The sequence below is a fragment of the Streptomyces sp. a15 genome (genome assembly GCF_059026085.1).
In genome coordinates this window covers 268,485-287,315 of the sequence record NZ_JBWLKM010000002.1, presented here as the reverse complement: position 1 = coordinate 287,315, position 18,831 = coordinate 268,485, and the positions used below count along the sequence as shown (strand labels likewise).

At 71.4% G+C, this 18,831-nt stretch carries 16 protein-coding genes and 1 pseudogene; 13 read left to right on the top strand and 4 right to left on the bottom strand.

The genetic code is table 11. The features are described from left to right. Positions 1–1,329: 1,329 nt before the first annotated feature. Positions 1,330–2,424, top strand: a complete 1,095-nt coding sequence (locus AC5P09_RS04345) for a hypothetical protein (RefSeq protein WP_493872515.1) — start codon at positions 1,330–1,332, stop codon at positions 2,422–2,424. A gap of 14 nt (positions 2,425–2,438) precedes the next feature. Further along, entirely contained in the window at positions 2,439–3,614 is a 1,176-nt protein-coding gene (gene mycP / locus AC5P09_RS04340; RefSeq protein ID WP_493872514.1) for a type VII secretion-associated serine protease mycosin, read from the top strand. 43 nt (positions 3,615–3,657) lie between these two features. On the opposite strand, the gene AC5P09_RS04335 is transcribed toward mycP, so the two are convergent. Continuing rightward, entirely contained in the window at positions 3,658–4,725 is a 1,068-nt protein-coding gene (locus tag AC5P09_RS04335; protein ID WP_493872513.1) for a serine hydrolase, read from the bottom strand. A 150-nt stretch (positions 4,726–4,875) separates the two neighbouring features. Here AC5P09_RS04335 and AC5P09_RS04330 point away from each other — a divergent pair, with 150 nt between their 5' ends. Further along, positions 4,876–5,607 carry an SseB family protein gene (locus tag AC5P09_RS04330; protein ID WP_493872512.1) on the top strand — a complete coding sequence of 244 codons (732 nt, stop codon included), beginning with the start codon at positions 4,876–4,878 and terminating at the stop codon, positions 5,605–5,607. 27 nt (positions 5,608–5,634) lie between these two features. Here the strand turns inward: AC5P09_RS04330 and AC5P09_RS04325 are convergent, their stop codons facing one another. Next, a complete protein-coding gene (locus AC5P09_RS04325; RefSeq protein WP_266442690.1) occupies positions 5,635–6,009 on the bottom strand; it encodes a DUF1844 domain-containing protein in 375 nt (124 codons plus the stop codon). Positions 6,010–6,356: 347 nt separating this feature from the next. Here AC5P09_RS04325 and infC point away from each other — a divergent pair. The 10 genes and pseudogenes from infC (at position 6,357) to AC5P09_RS04275 (ending at position 17,329) form a co-directional block, all read left to right on the top strand. Further along, positions 6,357–7,059: pseudogene (infC, locus tag AC5P09_RS04320) on the top strand (translation initiation factor IF-3). A gap of 109 nt (positions 7,060–7,168) precedes the next feature. Then, entirely contained in the window at positions 7,169–7,363 is a 195-nt protein-coding gene (gene rpmI, locus AC5P09_RS04315) for a 50S ribosomal protein L35 (protein WP_217239718.1), read from the top strand. A gap of 90 nt (positions 7,364–7,453) precedes the next feature. After that, a complete protein-coding gene (gene rplT, locus AC5P09_RS04310) occupies positions 7,454–7,837 on the top strand; it encodes a 50S ribosomal protein L20 (protein ID WP_004002577.1) in 384 nt (127 codons plus the stop codon). A 105-nt stretch (positions 7,838–7,942) separates the two neighbouring features. After that, entirely contained in the window at positions 7,943–8,791 is an 849-nt protein-coding gene (locus AC5P09_RS04305) for a TrmH family RNA methyltransferase (RefSeq protein WP_493872511.1), read from the top strand. Between the two features lie 52 nt (positions 8,792–8,843). Further along, positions 8,844–9,989, top strand: a complete 1,146-nt coding sequence (locus AC5P09_RS04300) for a sensor histidine kinase (RefSeq protein ID WP_493872510.1) — start codon at positions 8,844–8,846, stop codon at positions 9,987–9,989. Positions 9,990–10,127: 138 nt separating this feature from the next. Beyond that, positions 10,128–11,249 carry a phenylalanine--tRNA ligase subunit alpha gene (gene pheS / locus AC5P09_RS04295; protein ID WP_493872509.1) on the top strand — a complete coding sequence of 374 codons (1,122 nt, stop codon included), beginning with the start codon at positions 10,128–10,130 and terminating at the stop codon, positions 11,247–11,249. Continuing rightward, positions 11,249–13,759, top strand: coding sequence for a phenylalanine--tRNA ligase subunit beta (gene pheT, locus AC5P09_RS04290; RefSeq protein ID WP_493872508.1), 2,511 nt, complete (start codon positions 11,249–11,251; stop codon positions 13,757–13,759). Before pheS ends, pheT begins: the two co-directional genes overlap by 1 nt. Positions 13,760–14,119: 360 nt before the next feature. After that, positions 14,120–15,172 carry a PP2C family protein-serine/threonine phosphatase gene (locus tag AC5P09_RS04285; protein ID WP_493872507.1) on the top strand — a complete coding sequence of 351 codons (1,053 nt, stop codon included), beginning with the start codon at positions 14,120–14,122 and terminating at the stop codon, positions 15,170–15,172. A gap of 196 nt (positions 15,173–15,368) precedes the next feature. Then, positions 15,369–16,709, top strand: a complete 1,341-nt coding sequence (locus AC5P09_RS04280; protein ID WP_266442711.1) for an NsdA family TPR-like regulatory protein — start codon at positions 15,369–15,371, stop codon at positions 16,707–16,709. A 74-nt stretch (positions 16,710–16,783) separates the two neighbouring features. Beyond that, positions 16,784–17,329 (top strand): NUDIX hydrolase, encoded by a 546-nt coding sequence (locus tag AC5P09_RS04275; RefSeq protein ID WP_493872506.1) that lies wholly within the window; start codon positions 16,784–16,786, stop codon positions 17,327–17,329. Positions 17,330–17,354: 25 nt separating this feature from the next. Here AC5P09_RS04275 and AC5P09_RS04270 read toward each other — a convergent pair whose 3' ends face one another. Together AC5P09_RS04270 and AC5P09_RS04265 are read right to left on the bottom strand one after the other, a co-directional pair. Next, a complete protein-coding gene (locus AC5P09_RS04270; RefSeq protein WP_266442717.1) occupies positions 17,355–17,612 on the bottom strand; it encodes a hypothetical protein in 258 nt (85 codons plus the stop codon). 181 nt (positions 17,613–17,793) lie between these two features. Next, positions 17,794–18,654 (bottom strand): 3-hydroxybutyryl-CoA dehydrogenase, encoded by an 861-nt coding sequence (locus AC5P09_RS04265; protein ID WP_493872505.1) that lies wholly within the window; start codon positions 18,652–18,654, stop codon positions 17,794–17,796. Positions 18,655–18,831 lie beyond the last annotated feature (177 nt).

Genomic DNA, 18,831 nt, shown 5'->3' with positions numbered 1-18,831 from the left:
GCACGCCGCCCCGCCGTCCCCCCACGCCCCACCGAACCGCCTACGGCGGGCGATGGCGAGGGCGACGATCCGGGCCGACAGGAGCTCGCCGACGTGAGCGGAGACCGAACCGACGGCTTGCTCCGCCAGGAGACCGGTGACGCGGACCGGGAACACCCGGACGCGACGGGCCGACCGCAGGCCGGGGACCGGGGCGTGAGCTGGGCCGGGGACGATGGTCGGGCTGGGTTGGACGGGTCGGGCCGGTCGGGGTTCGATGGCTCGGGTCGGTCTGGTTTCGATGGCTCGGGTCGGTCGGGGTTGGACGGGTCGGATCGGTCGGGGTTGGAGGGATCGGGTCAGTCGGAGTTCGACGGGTCGGGCCGGTCGGGGTTCGATGGCTCGGGTCGGTCTGGGTTCGATGGGTCGGGTCGGTCGGGGTTGGACGGGTCGGGTCGGTCGGAGTTCGGCGGGTCGGGCCGGTCGGGGTTCGATGGCTCGGGTCGGTCTGGGTTCGATGGGTCGGGCTGGTCGGCGTTCGACAGGTCGAGCCGATCGGAGTTTGACGGATCGGGACGATCGGGTGCCGGTGAAGCGGGTCGATCGGCATCCGGTGAGGCGGGCCAAGGGTCGTCCGAGAGGCCGGGACGAGAGCGGTCCGGGGAAGCGGGCACCTCCGGGTCCCAGGACATTCGGCCCCGTTTCCCGAACCTGCGCACCCCATCCCCCCGTGGCGCCGCCCCCGCGAGCCCGCCGCCGCCCAAAGCCTCCGCCCGCTTCCCGGACATCCCACCGACGACGTCTACGTCGGGTTCCGTGCCGTCCCGACCTGGTACCGAGCCCCCCGTGCCGGGCTCGGTACCGCCGCCGCGCCCGAACGCCGCGACGCCCACGTCGGGTTCCGTGCCGCCCCGCCCCAGCCACCGCCCCCCGATACCGCCGCGCCGTACCGGCCCACCCGCCGAGACCGCGGCGGAGACGACCTTCCGGCTGCGTCCGATCCCCGCGGAGCTGCCCCCCGAGGTGAACACCCGTCGGGGTGCGAACCCCGCCGAGCCCGTACGCCGCCCCGGCTTCCCCCCGCGGCCCGCCCACGAGCCGCCGGCCCCGGGCCGCACCGACCCGGCCCGCACTTCCCCGGCATCCACCGGCCAGGAAAGCGGCGCGCGCACGTCTTCGCCGACCTCCGGTCCCGGAAGCGACCGGCGCACGTCTTCGCCGACCTCCGGTCCCGGCAGCGACCGGCGCACGTCTTCGTCGGCCCCCGGCCCCGGAAACAGCCCGCGCACCCCTTCGGCATCGAACGGTCCCGCGAGTGCGTCCCGGATGCCTTCCGCGCCCTCGGGTCCCGTGAGCGCGTCCCGGATCCCGCCGCTCCCCACCGCGCCCGCTAGTGCCTCCCGCATCCCCTCGTCGCCCACCGGTCCCGCGAGTGCGTCCCGCATCCCGCCGCTCCCCACCGCGCCCGCGAGTGCCTCCCGCATCCCCTCGCCACCCACCGCTCCGCCAAGCACCCCGCGCACCCCGTCGGCGCCCGCCACCCCGCCCCCGGACACCACCACCCTGAACCCGGACCCGTCCCTCTCCTGGAGCGCCCCCATGGCGCCGGGCGGAGCACCCGGTTCGGAGCGGCCCGTGATTTCGTTCGGGGAGCCGGAGGGGTACGACGACAGGGCGCGGCCCCGGTCGCTCAGGGGGCGGTCGCGGATCGCCGTCGTGGCCGCCTGTGTCGTGCTCGGGCTGGGGCTCATCGGTGGTGCCGTCACCGGGAGTTGGCTCAGCGGGGAATCGGGGGAGGCCGGGTCCGACGACACGTTCGCCACGGCCCGTGATCTCTGGCACAGCATCCCGGTCGATCAGCTGTTCCCGCCCACGGTCGAGGGCCAGGGCGCCGGCCCGGGCGGCGCCGACCGGACGTGGACACGAATCGCCGTCGCGCCCGACAGCGGCTGCCAGGACGCCTTCGACCCGCTGCTGCGCAAGGCGCTCTCGACCGTCGGCTGTGCCCGCCTCCTGCGCGCCACCTACACCGACGCCACCCAGAGCTACGTCACCACCGTCGGCCTTCTCTTCACCAAGGCCGACGCCGCCGCGATGAGTGCCCTCGGCAAGCGGTTCAAGGACGAGGGCCTCGGCAGCCGCACCGACCTCATGCCCCGGCCGTACGCCGCCAAGGACACCGTCGCCGCAGGCTTCGGCACCGAGCAGCGCGCTTCCTGGACCGTCTCCGTCCTCACCGACGCCCCCGTCGTCGTCTACGCGGTCTCGGGCTGGGCGGACGGCCGTACCGTCGACACGCCGCAGCCCGCCGCCGAGGCCATGAAGTCCGGCGCGACCACCGCGCCCGCCCAGGCCGGCCTCGGCAACGAGGCCCAGGGCCTCGCCGACCGCGTCGAACGCGGACTGCGCAAGACCGTCAGCTCGCCCTCGGAGAAGCCTTCATGAGCCGCATGAGCCGCATGAGCATCAGGACTCGCAGGGTCGGCCTCCTCAGCGTCCTGCTCGCTGCTTCGATCGCCCTCGTCCCGCCCACCGCCGCGCACGCCGACGGCATACGCGCCAAGCAGTGGGCCCTGGACGCCATGCACACCCAGGAGGCCTGGCGCACCACCAAGGGCGCGGGCGTCACCGTCGCCGTCCTGGACACCGGCGTCGAGGCCGACCACCCCGACCTCGACGGCAACGTCCTCACCGGCAAGGACATGATCGGCTTCGGCGCGAAGGACGGCGACCGCGCCTGGGCCCGCCACGGCACCGCGATGGCCGGCATCATCGCCGGCCACGGACACGGCGTGGGCAACGGCGACGGCGTCCTGGGCATCGCCCCCGAGGCCAAGATCCTCCCCGTCCGCGTGATCCTCGAGGACGGCGACCCGGCCCGCACCAAGGCCCGCAACACCCGCGGCAACGCCCTCGCCGAAGGCATCCGCTGGGCCGCCGACCACGGCGCCGACGTCATCAACCTCTCCCTCGGCGACGACTCCGCCTCCGCCCACCCCGAACCGGCCGAGGACGAGGCCGTCCAGTACGCCCTGAAGAAGGGCGCCGTCGTCGTCGCCTCGGCCGGCAACGGCGGCGAGAAGGGCGACCACATCTCCTACCCGGCCGCCTACCCGGGCGTGATCGCCGCGACCGCCGTCGACCGCTTCGGCACCCGCGCCTCCTTCTCCACCCGCCGCTGGTACGCCACGGTCAGCGCCCCCGGCGTCGACGTCGTCATCGCCGACCCCGACCACAAGTACTACGAGGGCTGGGGGACGAGCGCCGCCTCCGCCTTCGTCTCCGGCGCGGTCGCGCTCATCAGGGCCGCCCACCCGGACCTGACCCCCGCCCAGGTCAAGAAGCTCCTGGAGGACACGGCCCGCAACGCCCCGACCGACGGCCGCGACGACTCCCGCGGCTTCGGCTTCATCGACCCCGCGGCCGCCCTGTCCGAGGCCGACCGCCTCAAGCCGGAGGGCCTCCAGGCCGCCGCCTACGGCGACAGGTACTTCGGCTCCGGCCCCGACGCCGCCGAGTCCGACAACGACACCGCCGACTGGGCGGCCCCCCTCGCGGGCGGCCTCGGCGGAGTACTCCTCATCGCCGCGGTGGTCCTGTGGCGCGGCCGCCGCGAGCGGTACGAGGACTTCTAGGGGTCCATGACGGCGTACGACCTCCTGAACCGCCTACTGCGCGCTACGGGGAGGCAGTCGCCGAAGCCGAAGCCGAAGCCGAAGCCGAAGCCGAAGCCGAAGCCGAAGCCGAAGCCGAAGCGCCGTCCCCCGCGAACACCGACACCGCCGCCCTCGCCGCCGCCTCCGCCAGCGAAATCCCCTTCGCCTGCGTCGAGTTGCCCTTCGACAGCACCGCGACCAGATAGTCGTGGCCGGCCACCGTCACCCGCCCGATGCTGTTGATGTCCCACAGCCCGGTCGTGCTGCGCGCCAGCCAGCCGTTCTTCAGGGCCCACCCGGAACCGTCCGCCGCGGCCGACACCCCCCAGTGCTGGTCGACGGCTATCTGCCCCATCAGCCCCTGAAGGTACGTCCGCGAGGCCTCGCTCAGCTCCGAATCGTCCCCGAACACCTGCTGGAGCAGGGCAAGTTGGTCGGCGGCGGTGGTCTGGGTCAGTCCCCACAGCATGTCGTCGCCGCCCTCGGTGTCCGTGAGCCCGAGCCGCTCGTTCGCGGCGTCGAGCCCGTCCGCCTTCCCGATGATCCGCCACAGGGCCGACGCGGAGGCGTTGTCGCTGTTCTCGATCATCGAGGTGGCGTACGACTTCTCCTGCGCGGTGAGATGCCGGTCCGCGTCCTGCGCCTGGAGCAGCAGCGTCGCCAGGATGTCGACCTTGACGATGCTCGCCGTGTCGAAGGCGCCGTCGCCGTACGAGGCGCTCTCGCCGGAGTCCGGGTCGAGCACGGCCGCGGACACCACCGCGCTGTCCTCCACGCCCACCGACTTCATGGCGTCGGCCAGCACGTCGTCGTGGTCGACGGTCGGTTTCGCCACAGGTTCCACGGACGTCTCCCCGTTCACCGCGGCGGACGCCGCGGCCAGACCCGACGACGAGGAAGACGACGAGACCGATGACGAGGCCGACGGCGTCGCCGACGATACGGCGCTCGCACCGGAGTGCGCCTTCACGTACACGGTCCCGGCCGCCGTACCGCCGAGGACGGCGGCGGAGGCGAGCGCGGTGTACATCAGGGTCCGACGCCGGAACGGCCGGGAGGGGCGGCTGAGGTCGGCTCTGGAAGACTCCATGCCCGCGATGCTCGCGGCCCCGACTGTGCGGGCCGTTAGACGAACGTTAGATGTGTGTCAGGGATATCTGAGAAACCCGTGAAGGTCGTCACGGGCAGGTTTCCGGGCCCGCACAAGCCCAGCAGCATCCCCCCTATAGGGTCGGTGACCGTGGCGAACAAGAACATTCCCGACCCCGGCTTCTCCGACGACGACGGCTCGGCCGACCCCCGGCTGAGCGCGGCGCTCGCCGCCTGGGCCGAGGACCGCACCGCCGCGGGACCCGTCCTGGAGGCCCTCAAGGGCGCCCGGCTCCTCGTCCCGGTGGTGGCCGTCCTCGGTGAGGTCGAGGAGGACGAGAACGGGCTGCGCCGCGAGAAGACCAGCGACATGGCCGTACCCACCCTGAAGGCCGGCACCCGCACCGCTCTGCCCGCCTTCACCTCCACCGAGTCGCTGGCCCGCTGGGACCCGGCGGCCCGCCCGGTCGCCGTACCGCTGCACCAGGCGCTCCAGGCCGCCGCGCACGAGAAGGCGGACACGGTCCTGCTGGACCTGGCCGGCCCGGTGGCGTTCGAGCTGACGGGGGCCGCGCTGCTGGCGCTGGCGGAGGGGCGTACGACCACGGATCCGCTCGCCGACCCGGCCGTCGTCGAGGCCGTACGGGACGCCGTGGCCGCCGAGCCCGCCGTACTGCGCGCCCACCTCGGGCCGGGACAGGCCGACGGCACCCTCGCCCTCGTACTGGACCCGTCCGCGCCGCCCGCCGAGGCCGCCCGGGCCCTCGCGCAGCGGCTCGCCGCCGACGAAACGCTGAGGGCCCGCCTGGTCCGCGGCCTCGACCTGGCGCTGCTGCCGGCCGGGGCGACGCCGCCGGGCGAGCCCTTGTACGTACGTCCCTGAGTTTCGTCCCTGAGCTACGTCCTTGAGTCAGCCGTAGATCGGGCCGGTGTACTTCTCACCGGGGCCCTGGCCCGGCTCGTCCCGGACGAGGGACGCCTCGCGGAACGCCAGCTGCAGGGACTTCAGGCCGTCGCGCAGCGGGGACGCGTGGAAGGAGCTGATCTCGGTCGCGCTCGCGTCCAGCAGACCGGCGAGGGCGTGCACCAGCTTGCGGGCCTCGTCCAGGTCCTTGTACTTGTCGCCCTCCTCCGTCAGACCGAGCTTCACGGCGGCGGCGCTCATCAGGTTGACGGCGACCGTCACGATCACCTCGACGGCGGGGACCTCGGCGATGTCGCGGGTCATGTCGTCGAAGTCGGGGCCCGCGGCGGACTCGGCGGACTCGGCAGGGGTGTCACTCATGCCCCACACGATAGGCCCCGGTGTACGGCGGTTCGCACCACCCCCGGGTTGCTGCTAACCTTGTGTGACGACCGGCCGGACGCATGTGTGTAAGTGTGACTGGCCCACAAGTGGAGGCTCCGATCTCCCACCTGACCGTCCCCCGGGACGGCGGGTCACCCCGGTCAGGCGGCCACCACCGTTCCGTACGGACGATGGAGTCGCCCGAATGTGCGCCCCGCGGCATCACCGCGGCGGTGCTCCGGTAGTGCTTGGAGCCCCGCCTGTGATCGTCCGGGGCATTTTTTGTGCTTCGGCGCGGTTAGGTCTGTCTAACAGAGACAAACGCGGCCGTCCGCCAGATGGCCGTGTGGTGCTAACCGAGGAGGATCCATCAGCGCCGAGCCCCGCATCAACGACCGGATTCGCGTTCCAGAGGTGCGACTTGTCGGTCCCAGTGGCGAGCAGGTGGGCATTGTCCCACTGGCCAAGGCACTGGAGCTTGCACAGGAGTACGACCTGGACCTGGTCGAGGTGGCGGCGACCGCCCGTCCGCCTGTGTGCAAGCTCATGGACTACGGGAAGTTCAAGTACGAGTCGGCCATGAAGGCCCGTGAGGCGCGCAAGAACCAGGCGCACACGGTCATCAAGGAGATGAAGCTCCGGCCGAAGATCGACCCGCACGACTATGACACCAAGAAGGGTCACGTCGTTCGGTTCCTCAAGCAGGGCGACAAGGTCAAGATCACGATCATGTTCCGTGGTCGCGAGCAGTCCCGGCCGGAACTCGGCTACCGACTGCTGCAGCGTCTCGCGGAGGACGTGGCCGACCTCGGGTTCGTGGAGTCGAACCCGAAGCAGGACGGCCGAAACATGATCATGGTTCTCGGTCCGCACAAGAAGAAGACCGAGGCGATGGCCGAGGCCCGCCAGGCGCAGGAAGCCCGCAAGGCAGAAGCGAAGGCCAACCCCGGCAAGTCGCAGAACGCCGCGGAGTCCGAGGATGCCGAGGACGAAGTGAGTGCCGAGGGCGAAGTCGAGGCTCAGGCCGAGGCTCCCGCCGAGGCGTGATCCCGGGGGACGCGAGTCCCCAGGACGTAACCGATACAACAGCGACGCTCCACCGTGCCCGGTTTTCGTGACCGGGCACCGGAGTGCCACCGACGAGGAGAACGGCGCCATGCCGAAGAACAAGACGCACAGCGGTGCCAAGAAGCGCTTTCGGGTGACCGGCTCGGGCAAGGTGCTGCGCCAGCGCGCCGGCCGCCGCCACTACCTGGAGCACAAGCCCTCGACGCTGACCCGCCGCCTGGCCGGCACCGTCGAGCTGGCGCCGGGCGATGCCGCCAAGGCCAAGAAGCTTCTCGGGATCTAGTGCGTGCCCTGCGTGGGCAGGGCGCAGCCGATAACCGGGACCAAGCCGTTCTCGGGTCACCCTCGTGACCCAGCTACAAGGAGTTAACAAGTGGCACGCGTCAAGCGGGCAGTCAACGCCCACAAGAAGCGCCGGGCGATCCTCGAGCAGGCATCCGGCTACCGCGGTCAGCGTTCGCGTCTCTACCGCAAGGCCAAAGAGCAGGTCACCCACTCGCTGGTCTACAACTACAACGACCGCAAGAAGCGCAAGGGTGACTTCCGCCAGCTGTGGATCCAGCGCATCAACGCCGCTGCCCGCGCCAACGGCATCACGTACAACCGCTTCATCCAGGGTCTGAAGGCGGCGAACGTCGAGGTCGACCGCAAGATCCTGGCCGAGCTGGCCGTGAACGACGCCGGTGCGTTCGCCGCGCTGGTCGAGGTGGCCCAGAAGGCGCTGCCCAGCGACGTCAACGCGCCCAAGGCGGCGTGACGCCGCGCGTCGCCGCGCCGGCTGTAGCCGACGTGACTGAACGGACCCGTGGGCAGGTGCCCGCGGGTCCTTCGTTGTGCTGACCGGTAACCGAAGGTGAGTCGCATGGCCCCCGTCACCCCCGAGCTGATCTCCCCCCGCTCGCCCCGCGTCGTCGCCGCCCGGCGGCTCGCCAAGCGGAACTTCCGGGGGAAGGAGCGGCTGTTCCTCGCGGAAGGGCCGCAGGCTGTGCGGGAGGCGGCGGCGCACGCGGACACGCTGGTCGAGCTCTTCGCCACGCCGGACGCGGCGGAGCGGTACGCCGACATCATCGGTGAGGCCCGTGCCGCGGGGACCCGGGTGCACCTCGCCGACGAGCAGGTCATCGCCGACATCTCCACCACCGTCACCCCGCAGGGCCTCGTCGGGATCTGCCGGTTCCTCGACACGCCCTTCGAAGACATCCTCGACGCCCGGCCCAAGCTGGTCGCCGTGCTCGCGCACGTACGCGACCCCGGGAACGCCGGGACCGTCCTGCGGTGCGCCGACGCCGCCGGTGCCGAGGCCGTCGTCCTGACCGACGCCTCCGTCGATCTGTACAACCCCAAGGCCGTACGGGCCTCCGTTGGCTCCCTCTTCCACCTCCCCGTGGCCGTCGGCGTGCCCGTCGAGCGGGCCGTGGCCGGGCTGAAGGACGCCGGGGTGCGCATCCTCGCCGCCGACGGCGCCGGGACGGACGACCTCGACGACGAGCTCGACAAGGGGACCATGGGCGGGCCGACCGCCTGGGTGTTCGGGAACGAGGCCTGGGGGCTCCCCGAGGAGACCCGCGCACTCGCGGACGCCGTGGTGCGCGTCCCGATCCACGGGAAGGCCGAGAGCCTGAACCTGGCCACCGCCGCCGCCGTATGTCTCTATGCGTCAGCCCGTGCACAGCGCGCCTCCGGAGGGTGCCGCTCCGTCACCGAGAGCTAGTAGGGTGACCAGCTCGGGAGCCCCTCAGACGCCTGAGAGGTGGGGTACGGGGATGAGCGTCGGCACGAGCAGCGCACCGGAAGCACGGGACGTACGGCGCCCGCCCGCGTCCCGGCCCGGTGATCTCGCCGAGCTCGGCATCGATCCCGACCAGCTGCCCGACGGACTGGTCGTCGCGGACGAGCACGGGCACGTGATCTGTTTCAACGCCGCCGCGGCCAGGATCACCGACCTGCCCGCCGAGGACGCCCTCGGCCGGCGGTTGGAGAAGGCCCTGCCGTTAGAGGACCTGGAGGGCCGGCGCTGGTGGCAGCTGACCGATCCGTACGGCGGGCTCGCCATCAGGGTGGGGCAGCCCGAGTGCAATCTGCTGCTTCCCGGGGGGCGTGAGGTGCTGGTCTCCGCGAAGTACGTGCGCGCCCGTCCCACCGGACCCGTCCGCCGGGTCGTCGTCTCCCTCCGCGACACCGAGGCCCGTCGCCGCACCGAACGCAGCCACGCCGAGCTGATCGCCACCGTCGCGCACGAACTGCGCTCGCCGCTCACCTCGGTCAAGGGGTTCACGGCCACCCTGCTCGCCAAGTGGGAACGCTTCACCGACGACCAGAAGCGGCTGATGCTGGAGACCGTCGACGCCGACGCCGACCGGGTCACCCGGCTCATCGCCGAGCTGCTCGACATCTCGCGGATCGACTCCGGGCGACTGGAACTCAGGCGCCAGCCCGTCGACATCGGTGCCGCCGTCGGGCGGCACATCCAGGCGTACGTCGCCGCGGGCCTGGCCGCCGACCGGTTCCTGCTGCGCCTCGAACAGCCGCTGCCCGCCCTGTGGGCCGACCCCGACAAGATCGACCAGGTGCTCAGCAACCTGCTGGAAAATGCGGTGCGGCACGGCGAGGGAACCGTCACGATTGACATCACGGCCACGGCGTCTCCCCGTGAGGGGGAAGGCCATGAAAACGCTGCTACGTCGGTCACGGTGAGCGACGAGGGGTCCGGCATCCCGGAGGAGTCCATGAACCGCGTCTTCACCCGCTTCTGGCGGGGCAGCAAGCGCGGCGGCACCGGCCTCGGGCTCTACATCGTCAAGGGCATCGTCGAGGCCCACGGCGGCACCATCACGGTCGGCCGCGCCCCCGGCGGCGGCGCCGAGTTCCGATTTACGTTGCCCGTGAGCGCTCCGGCCTACCTGACCTGAGCAGCCCGCGGGCGCATTCGTACATCCCCACCCCGTTAGACTCGGCCTTTGGCACCTTTGTGTCCCGAAGCCGGCGACGATTCGTCCATGGATCGGTGACGGGGACCTCCAGCCAGCCAATCGGAAGCACGGGAAGAGATGTCGGCACCGAACAAGTCGTACGACCCTGTCGAGGTCGAGGCGTTGAAACCGGAAGAGATCGAGCGCATGCGGGACGAGGCGCTCGCCGCCTTCACCGCCGCCGATTCCCTCGACGCGCTCCAGGAGGCCAAGGTCGCCCACACCGGCGGCACCTCGCCGCTGGCCCTCGCCAACCGCGAGATCGGCGCCCTGCCCCCGCACGCCAAGGCCGAGGCCGGCAAGCGCGTGGGCCAGGCCCGCGGCGCCGTGAACAAGGCGCTGGCCACCCGCCAGGCAGAGCTGGAGGCCGAGCGCGACCAGCGGGTGCTGGTCGAGGAGGCGGTGGACGTCACGCTGCCGTACGACCGCGTACCGGCCGGCGCCCGCCACCCGCTCACCACGCTCTCCGAGCGCATCGAGGACGTCTTCGTGGCCATGGGCTACGAGGTCGCCGAGGGCCCGCAGGTCGAGGCCGAGTGGTTCAACTTCGACGCCCTGAACATCGGCCCGGACCACCCGGCCCGCGGCGAGGCCGACACGTTCTTCGTGCAGGGCCAGGGCGGCGGCACCGAGTCCGGCGTCGTGCTGCGCACCCACACCTCGCCCGTGCAGATCCGCTCCCTGCTGGAGCGTGAGCTGCCGGTGTACGTGATCTGCCCGGGTGTCGTGTACCGCACCGACGAGCTGGACGCCACCCACACGCCGGTCTTCCGCCAGGTGGAACTGCTGGCCGTCGACGAGGGCCTGACCATGGCCGATCTCAAGGGCACGATGGACCACATGGTCCAGGCGCTCTTCGGCGAGGGCATGAAGACCCGGCTGCGGCCCAACTTCTTCCCGTTCACCGAGCCGTCCGCCGAGATGGACATGGTGTGCTACGTCTGCCGCGGCGAGTCCGTCGGCAACCCCGACCGGCCCTGCCGCACCTGCTCCAGCGAGGGCTGGATCGAGCTCGGCGGCTGCGGCATGGTCAACCCCAAGGTGCTGACCGCCTGTGGCGTCGACCCGGAGAAGTACAGCGGGTTCGCCTTCGGGTTCGGCATCGAGCGGATGCTGATGTTCCGCCACAACGTCGAGGACATGCGAGACATGGTCGAGGGTGACGTCCGGTTCACCCGGCCGTTCGGGATGGAGATCTGATGCGGGTCCCGCTTTCTTGGCTGCGGGAGTACGTCGACCTGCCGGCGACTCAGACCGGTCGTGACGTCCAGGCCAAGCTCATTTCGGCCGGTCTCGAGGTCGAGACCGTCGAGCACCTCGGCGCCGACCTCAAGGGCCCCCTCGTCGTCGGCCAGGTGCTGACCATTGAGGAGCTGACGGAGTTCAAGAAGCCGATCCGCTTCTGCACGGTCGACGTCGGCCAGGCCAACGGCACCGGTGAGCCCCAGGAGATCGTCTGCGGCGCCCGCAACTTCGCGGTCGGTGACAAGGTCGTCGTGGTGCTGCCCGGCGCCACGCTGCCGGGCGGCTTCTCGATCGCCGCCCGCAAGACCTACGGCAAGACGTCCCACGGCATGATCTGCTCCACCGGCGAGCTGGGCATGGGCGACGACGGCAGCCACGGCATCATCGTGCTGCCGCCGGAGACCGAGGTCGGCAAGGACGCCATCGAGCTGCTCGAACTGGTCGACGAGGTCCTGGACATCGCCGTCACCGCCAACCGCGGCGACTGTCTGTCCATCCGCGGCGTCGCCCGCGAGACCGCCATCGCCTACGGCCTGCCGCTGAGCGACCCGGCCCTGCTCGACGTTCCCGGCCCGAACGCCTTCGGCTACCCGGTGCAGGTCCTGGACCCCGTCGGCTGCGACCGCTTCACGGCCCGCACCGTCACCGGGCTGAGCCCGGAGGCGCGCTCCCCGATCTGGCTGCAGCGCCGCCTGCAGAAGGTCGGCATGCGCCCGATCTCGCTCGCCGTCGACGTCACCAACTACGTGATGATGGAGCTCGGCCAGCCGCTCCACGCGTACGACCGCTCGCTCGTCCAGGGCACCATCGGCGTCCGCCGGGCCGAGGAGGGCGAGAAGATCGTCACCCTCGACGGCGTCACCCGCACCCTGCACGCCGAGGACCTGGTGATCACCGACGAGCGCGGCCCGATCGGCCTCGCCGGTGTCATGGGCGGCGCCAACACGGAGATCGCCGACCACACCGAGGCCGAGGGCACGACCGACATCGTGATCGAGGCCGCGCACTTCAACGCGGTCTCCATCGCCCGTACGGCCCGCCGCCACAAGCTGTCCTCCGAGGCGTCCAAGCGCTTCGAGCGAGGCGTCGACCCGCAGGCCGCGTCCGCCGCCGCCCAGCGCACGGTCGACCTGCTGGTGCTGCTCGCGGGCGGCACCGCCGAGGCCGGCGTCACCGAGGTCATCTCGCCGTCCGCGCCGCACACCATCGCCGTCGCGGCCGACCACCCGGACAAGGTCGCGGGCGTCGAGTACGGCCGCGAGACCGTCGTACGCCGTCTCCAGGAGGTCGGCTGCGACGTGTACGGGCAGGACGAGCTGATCGTCACCGTGCCGTCCTGGCGACCCGACCTCGCCGAGGTCAACGACCTGGCCGAAGAGGTCATCCGCCTTGAGGGCTACGAGAACCTGCCCTCCACGCTGCCCAAGCCGCCGTCCGGCCGCGGCCTGACCCACCGGCAGCGGCTGCACCGCCGCGTCGGCCGGGCCCTGGCCGGTGCCGGGTACGTCGAGGCGCCGAACTACCCGTTCGTCAGCGAGCAGGTCTTCGACCAGCTCGGCCTCGCGGCCGACGACCCGGCCCGCCGGGTCGTCAAGCTGGTCAACCCCCTCAACGACGAGGAGCCGGCCCTTCGTACGTCGCTGCTGCCGGGCCTGCTCGGTGCCTTGCGGCGCAACGACGGCCGGGGTTCGCACGACGCGGCGTTGTTCGAGACCGGTCTGGTCTTCCTCCCGCGCGAGGAGCAGCGGGTGGCCGTCTCGCTGCCCGTCGACCGGCGTCCGACCGACGAGGAGATCGCGGAGCTGAACGCCGCGCTGCCCGACCAGCCGCGGCACGTCGCCGCCGTCCTGGCGGGCTCCCGCGAGCAGGCCGGCTGGTGGGGCAAGGGCCGGCCGGCCGACTGGGCCGACGCGGTCGAGGCGGCGCGCACGGTGGCGCGGGAGGCCGGTGCCGAACTGGTCGTCCGCAGCGGGCAGTACGGGCCCTGGCACCCCGGGCGGTGCGCCGAGCTGGCGGTCGTCGCGGACGGTGCCGAGCGGGTTGTCGGTCACGCGGGTGAGCTGCACCCGCGGGTGCTGAAGGCGCTGGGCCTGCCCGCGCGCACCTGTGCGATGGAGCTGGACCTGGATGCGGTGGAGCGGGTGGGCGACGCGATTCCGCAGGCGCCGAGCATCTCGGCGTTCCCCGTCGCCACGCAGGATGTCGCGCTGGTGGTCGACAAGTTCGTACCGCACGCCGATGTGGAGGCCTCGCTGCGTGACGGTGCGGGGGAACTGCTGGAGGCGATCCGGTTGTTCGACGTGTACGAGAACGCCGAGCAGCTGGGTGAGGGCAAGAAGTCGCTGGCCTATGCGTTGCGGTTCCGGGCGGTTGACCGGACGCTGACCGTGGATGAGGCGTCGGCGGCCCGCGATGCGGCGGTTGCGCTGGCGGGTGAGCGTACGGGAGCGGTTCTGCGGAGTTAGGGCCGCGTATGGGGGTGTGGGGACTGCGGTAGTTCGGCGGCTGCGGGTTCGTCGTGGCTGGTCGCGCCCACGCGGCGGAGCCGCACATCGATACAGCCCCGCGCCCCTAGTGGGGGCGTAGCCCCCACACCCCCCATCTCACTCAATCGGGTGAGTTCTCCCAGTGATGTGGCCCTACTGGGTCATATGGTCGACAGAATCGGACCGGCCTTTCGGGGTCGGTCCGATTGCGCTGGCAGGCCTAATTGGGGGGCCATCGGCATGATCCGTATCAAGGCTGAGGTGCCCCGCAGGGCGGGGCGGACCCGGGCGGACTCACGGGGGCCCGGTCACCGCTGCCTTCCCGGGTGGCTCCGGACCATGACCCGTCGGCCATTGCGGCGGGCGATCTCGCTCGGGTTACCGACGGCCTGGGGCGCCGTCGCGATCACGTACAAGCTGGTGTGTCCGCTCGCCCAGCAGAACGGCTTGGGCGCGCGCGTCGTCACCAGCGCGGTCTTCTTCGCCGTCGGCACCGGGCTGATCCTCCACGTCCGGCACACCTTGCTGCGCGAACTCCGGCAGGCCCGGCAGGTCGCGGGCGCCGCCCAGCGAGTGCTGCTGCGGCCGCTGCCGCCGCGCGTCGAGGGGCTGAACATCGCCGCCGCCCAGCTGTCCGCGGACCGTGGGGCGATCATCGGCGGCGATCTGTACGAGGTGATCGCCACCGAGCACGGCGTGCGGGTGGTGATGGGTGACGTCCGCGGACACGGGCTCGGGGCGATCGGCACCGCCGCCGCCGTCCTCGGCTGCTTCCGCGAGGCCGTCCACGACGAGGCCGAACTCGACGGTGTGCTGCGCCGGCTGGAACGCGCCCTGGCCCGGCATCTGCGCGAGCGCGCCCGCTCCGAGCACCCGTCGGCCGGACCGGCGCCCGACAACCCGGTCGCCGAGGAGTTCGTGACCGTACTGCTGCTGGAGATCGGCCGGGACGGCGAGGTGCGGGCGCTGAACTGCGGTCACCCGTGGCCGTATCTGCTGAGCGGTACCCGGGTCGAACAGCTGGCCCGTGCGGATCCCCTGCCGCCCCTCGGCCCGTTCCCGCTGCCGGCCGAACTGCCCGCGCTGCACTGCGGCCACCTGCTGCCGGGAGAGTCCCTGGTCCTGCACACGGACGGCGCCGAGGACGCGAGGGATGCATGTGGCCGGTTCTTTTCCCTGCCCGAAGCACTGTCCCGGGCGGTCCACGGCAGCCCCGTCGCCGCGCCTCAGGTCGTCCTGGGCTCGGTCTTCAGCGCGCTCCTGCGCCATGCCGGGGGCACACCGGCGGATGACGTCGCCTTACTGGTACTGCACAACGACCGCCAAGTACGCCATGCCTTGGGAAACGCACGACCCGCCACCACAAATCCACAGCCGACGACACACGGTTAGCCGCCCGGACGCCGGGCCGCCGCACTGTACGAGGGGGAGCCGGCGGCCCGGCCGGCCTCTTGCGAGGCATTTCAGTCAACCGGCTGGAAACTCTCCGCGACAGTGTGCACACGGTGCGGATTCGAGTACTCCGTTCACACCCCGTGTGAAGGCCGACCCACTACTCTGACGGCACCGAGCCACCCGGGGGCATCCCATGCAGCCCAACACTCTGCTCGACGCGATCCTGGACGAGGCGGGCATCTCGCACGCGGGACTCGCCGCCCATGTGAACCAGGCGGGCCGGGCGCGCGGCCTCGCGCTCAGATACGAACACACCGCCGTGGCGCGGTGGTTGAAGGGGCAGCGGCCCCGCGGACAGGTGCCCGACCTGATCTGCGAGGTGCTCGCCCGCCGACTGCACCGCCCCGTCACCCTCGACGACATCGGGCTCGGGGTGCCCGGCGAGCCGTCCGCCCCGCACGGCACGTCGTTGTCCGGGTTCGTGGAGCGGGCCACCGCCCTGTGGCGTTCCGACGAGCAGCAGCGCCCGCACATCCTGGGCGCTCCCGCCGTCACCGGCACGCCCGCCGTGATGCCCGTGTGGGAGTGGGAGAACCCGCCCGAGGACGTCGACGTCTCGCGGGGCGGCCGGCACCGGGTCACCTCGGCCGACATCGAGATGCTGCGCGCGGCCCGTACGCACTACGAGCAGATGTACCGCAAGGCCGGCGGCGTCGCGACCCGTACCCGGATCGTGGGCTTCCTGAACGCCGAGGCCGCCCCGCTGCTGCGCGGCAGCTACACCGACGAGACGGGCCGTCAACTGCACCGGGCCACCGGTGGGTTGGTGGCGGTCGCCGGGATCTGCGCGTACGACTCGGACGCGCACGGGCTCGCCCAGCGCTACTTCCACCAGGCGCTCAGGCTCGCGAAGGCCAGCGGGGACCGGGGGCTCGGCGCCTACGTGATCGCGCTCCTCGTCAACCAGGCGCTGTTCATGCGGGAGTACCGGCAGGCCGTCGCCTTCGCGGAGGCCGCGCTGCGTGCCGCAGGACGGCACATCACCCCGGCGCTCGCCTCCGACCTGTACGCGATGCAGGCGAAGGCGTACGCCCACCTCGGCGACGGCACGAGCGCGCTGTCCTGCATCCGGCGGGCCGAGCAGGCCGCCGAACGCATCCGGCGCGGATACGAGCCGGACGAGACGGGCTATGTCCAGCCGGGACTCGTCAACGTCCAGGTGGCGGAGGCGCTGTTGAGCCTCGGCGAGGTGGCGGCGGCACGAGAGCACGCCATGGCCGCCGTCGACAACCCCGCCCACGACCGGGGCCGGGTGCACCGGCTCGCCATGCTCAGCACGATCGAACTGCGTCAGGGCAACGCCGACAAGGCGGTGGCCATCGCGGTGCAGATGGCCGAACAGGCCCGGGGAATGGAGTCCCAGCGCCTGCGCGACAGACTCAGGGCGGTGCGCGAACACCTCGTGCGCAGCGGCTGCGCGGGCACGGCCGAGGCCGCCGCACTCATCGACGGTGCACTGCGCGTACCGCTGTAGACGGGCGCACGACCACCGACACTCATCGTTCCTGCTGCGATATTGCCACTTACTCGACGGAAGGTGGCAGAACCGTGCAGTGGACGAAACAGAACGAACAAACTGTGTATGCGAACCGCTGGTTCAGCGTCAATCTCGCGGATGTCGAGCTGCCGGACGGTCGGCACCTCGATCACTTTCTGATACGGCTGCGGCCCGTTGCCGTGGCCACGGTGGTGAACCAGGCCAATGAAGTCCTTCTCCTGTGGCGCCACCGCTTCATCACCGACAGTTGGGGGTGGGAACTCGCGGCGGGTGTGGTCGAGGACGGCGAGGACATCGCCGTCGCGGCCGCCAGGGAACTCGAGGAAGAGACCGGCTGGCGGCCGGGACCCCTGCACCACCTGATGAGCGTGGAGCCGTCCAACGGGCTCACCGACGCCCGGCACCACATCTACTGGGCCGACGAGGGCGAGTACCTCGGACACCCCGTGGACGACTTCGAGTCGGACCGCCGGGAGTGGGTCCCCCTCAAACTCGTCCCCGACATGGTCGCCCGCGGCGAGGTCCCGGCCGCGAACATGGCGGCCGCGTTACTGCTGCTGCATCATCTCCGGCTCGGGCAGGACGCCATGCCCTGATACCCCCCCGCGTCCTGGAGCCGTCCTAGCGCCCCAGGGCCTGCCAGACCGTCACGACGAGCGCGCCCACGGCCGTGAGGACCGCTACCGCGGGCAACGGCCAGCGGGCGTGCTCCAGGGCGACGATCCGGCTGCTCAGGTCGTCGACTTCCTTGTCCGTCTCCTCCGTGCGATGACTGAGCAGAGCCAGTCCGCCCTCGACCCTCGCGTAGGCGACGTCGAGGCGGCGCCGTAACTCTGCGAGTTCGCCGTGGACCACAGGATGCTCGGGGTCGGTGGTCACGAGTCCGTTCCTTTCTGTAGTCGTCTCATCCCTTGCATGCGCATGAAGAGTCAACTCGCCTGGTGGACACGTGGGGAGAGTGTGCGAGGGGCATATGCGGGCCCGGTGCGCACACGGCGTGTGAATGCGGTGGGCCCGGCACTCGCGAGAGTGCCGGGCCCTTTCAAGCCACGGTGGGTAATCAGCCGTAGGTGTAGAAGCCCGAGCCCGACTTCCGGCCGAGCCGGCCCGCGTCGACCATGCGCTGGAGCAGCGGGGGAGCGGCGTACAGCGGCTCCTTGTACTCCTCGTACATCGAGAACGCCACGGAGGCGACCGTGTCCAGACCGATCAGGTCGGCCAGCTTCAGCGGGCCCATCGGGTGGGCGCAGCCGAGCTCCATGCCGTTGTCGATGTCCTCGCGGCTGGCGATGCCCGACTCGAACATCCGGATCGCGGAGAGGAGATACGGGATCAGCAACGCGTTGACCACGAAACCGGAGCGGTCCTGGGCGCGGATCGCGTGCTTGCCGAGCACCTTCTCGGCGAAGACCTGGGCGCGGCTGAGCGTGCCCTCGGAGGTGGTGAGCGCCGGGATCAGCTCGACGAGCTTCTGCACCGGGGCGGGGTTGAAGAAGTGGATGCCGATGACGTGGTCGGGCCGCGAGGTGGCGACCGCCAGCCTCACCAGGGGGATGGAGGAGGTGTTGGAGGCCAGGATCGCGTCGGGCCGGGTCACGACCTGGTCGAGCACCTGGAAGATCTCGGTCTTGACCAGCTCGTTCTCGACGACGGCCTCGATCACCAGGTCGCGGTCCGCGAACTCGCCGAGGTCGGTGGTGAAGCTGAGGCGCGCCAGCGTGGCGTCCCGCTCCTCCTCGGAGATCTTGCCGCGCTCGGCGGCCTTCGCCAGGGAGTTGAACAGCCGGGTCCGGCCGATCTCCAGGGCCTCGCCGGTGGTCTCGGCGACCTTCACGTCCAGGCCGGCACGGGCGCACACCTCGGCGATGCCCGCTCCCATCTGGCCGCAGCCGACCACTCCGACGCGCTCGATGTCGGTCACATCGTCCCTTTCGCTGGTCTACGGACGTGAGCAGGACGCGTGGGTCCGGTGCCTGCTCCGTTCGTGCACGTTACCGCCAAGTATCGATGATCGATCGCCGGGGTGCGGCATCCGTCGGGCATCCTGGGGCGCGGAGACGGTCCGTGACCGCGCGGATCCGCGGTGTTCGGGGGTGTG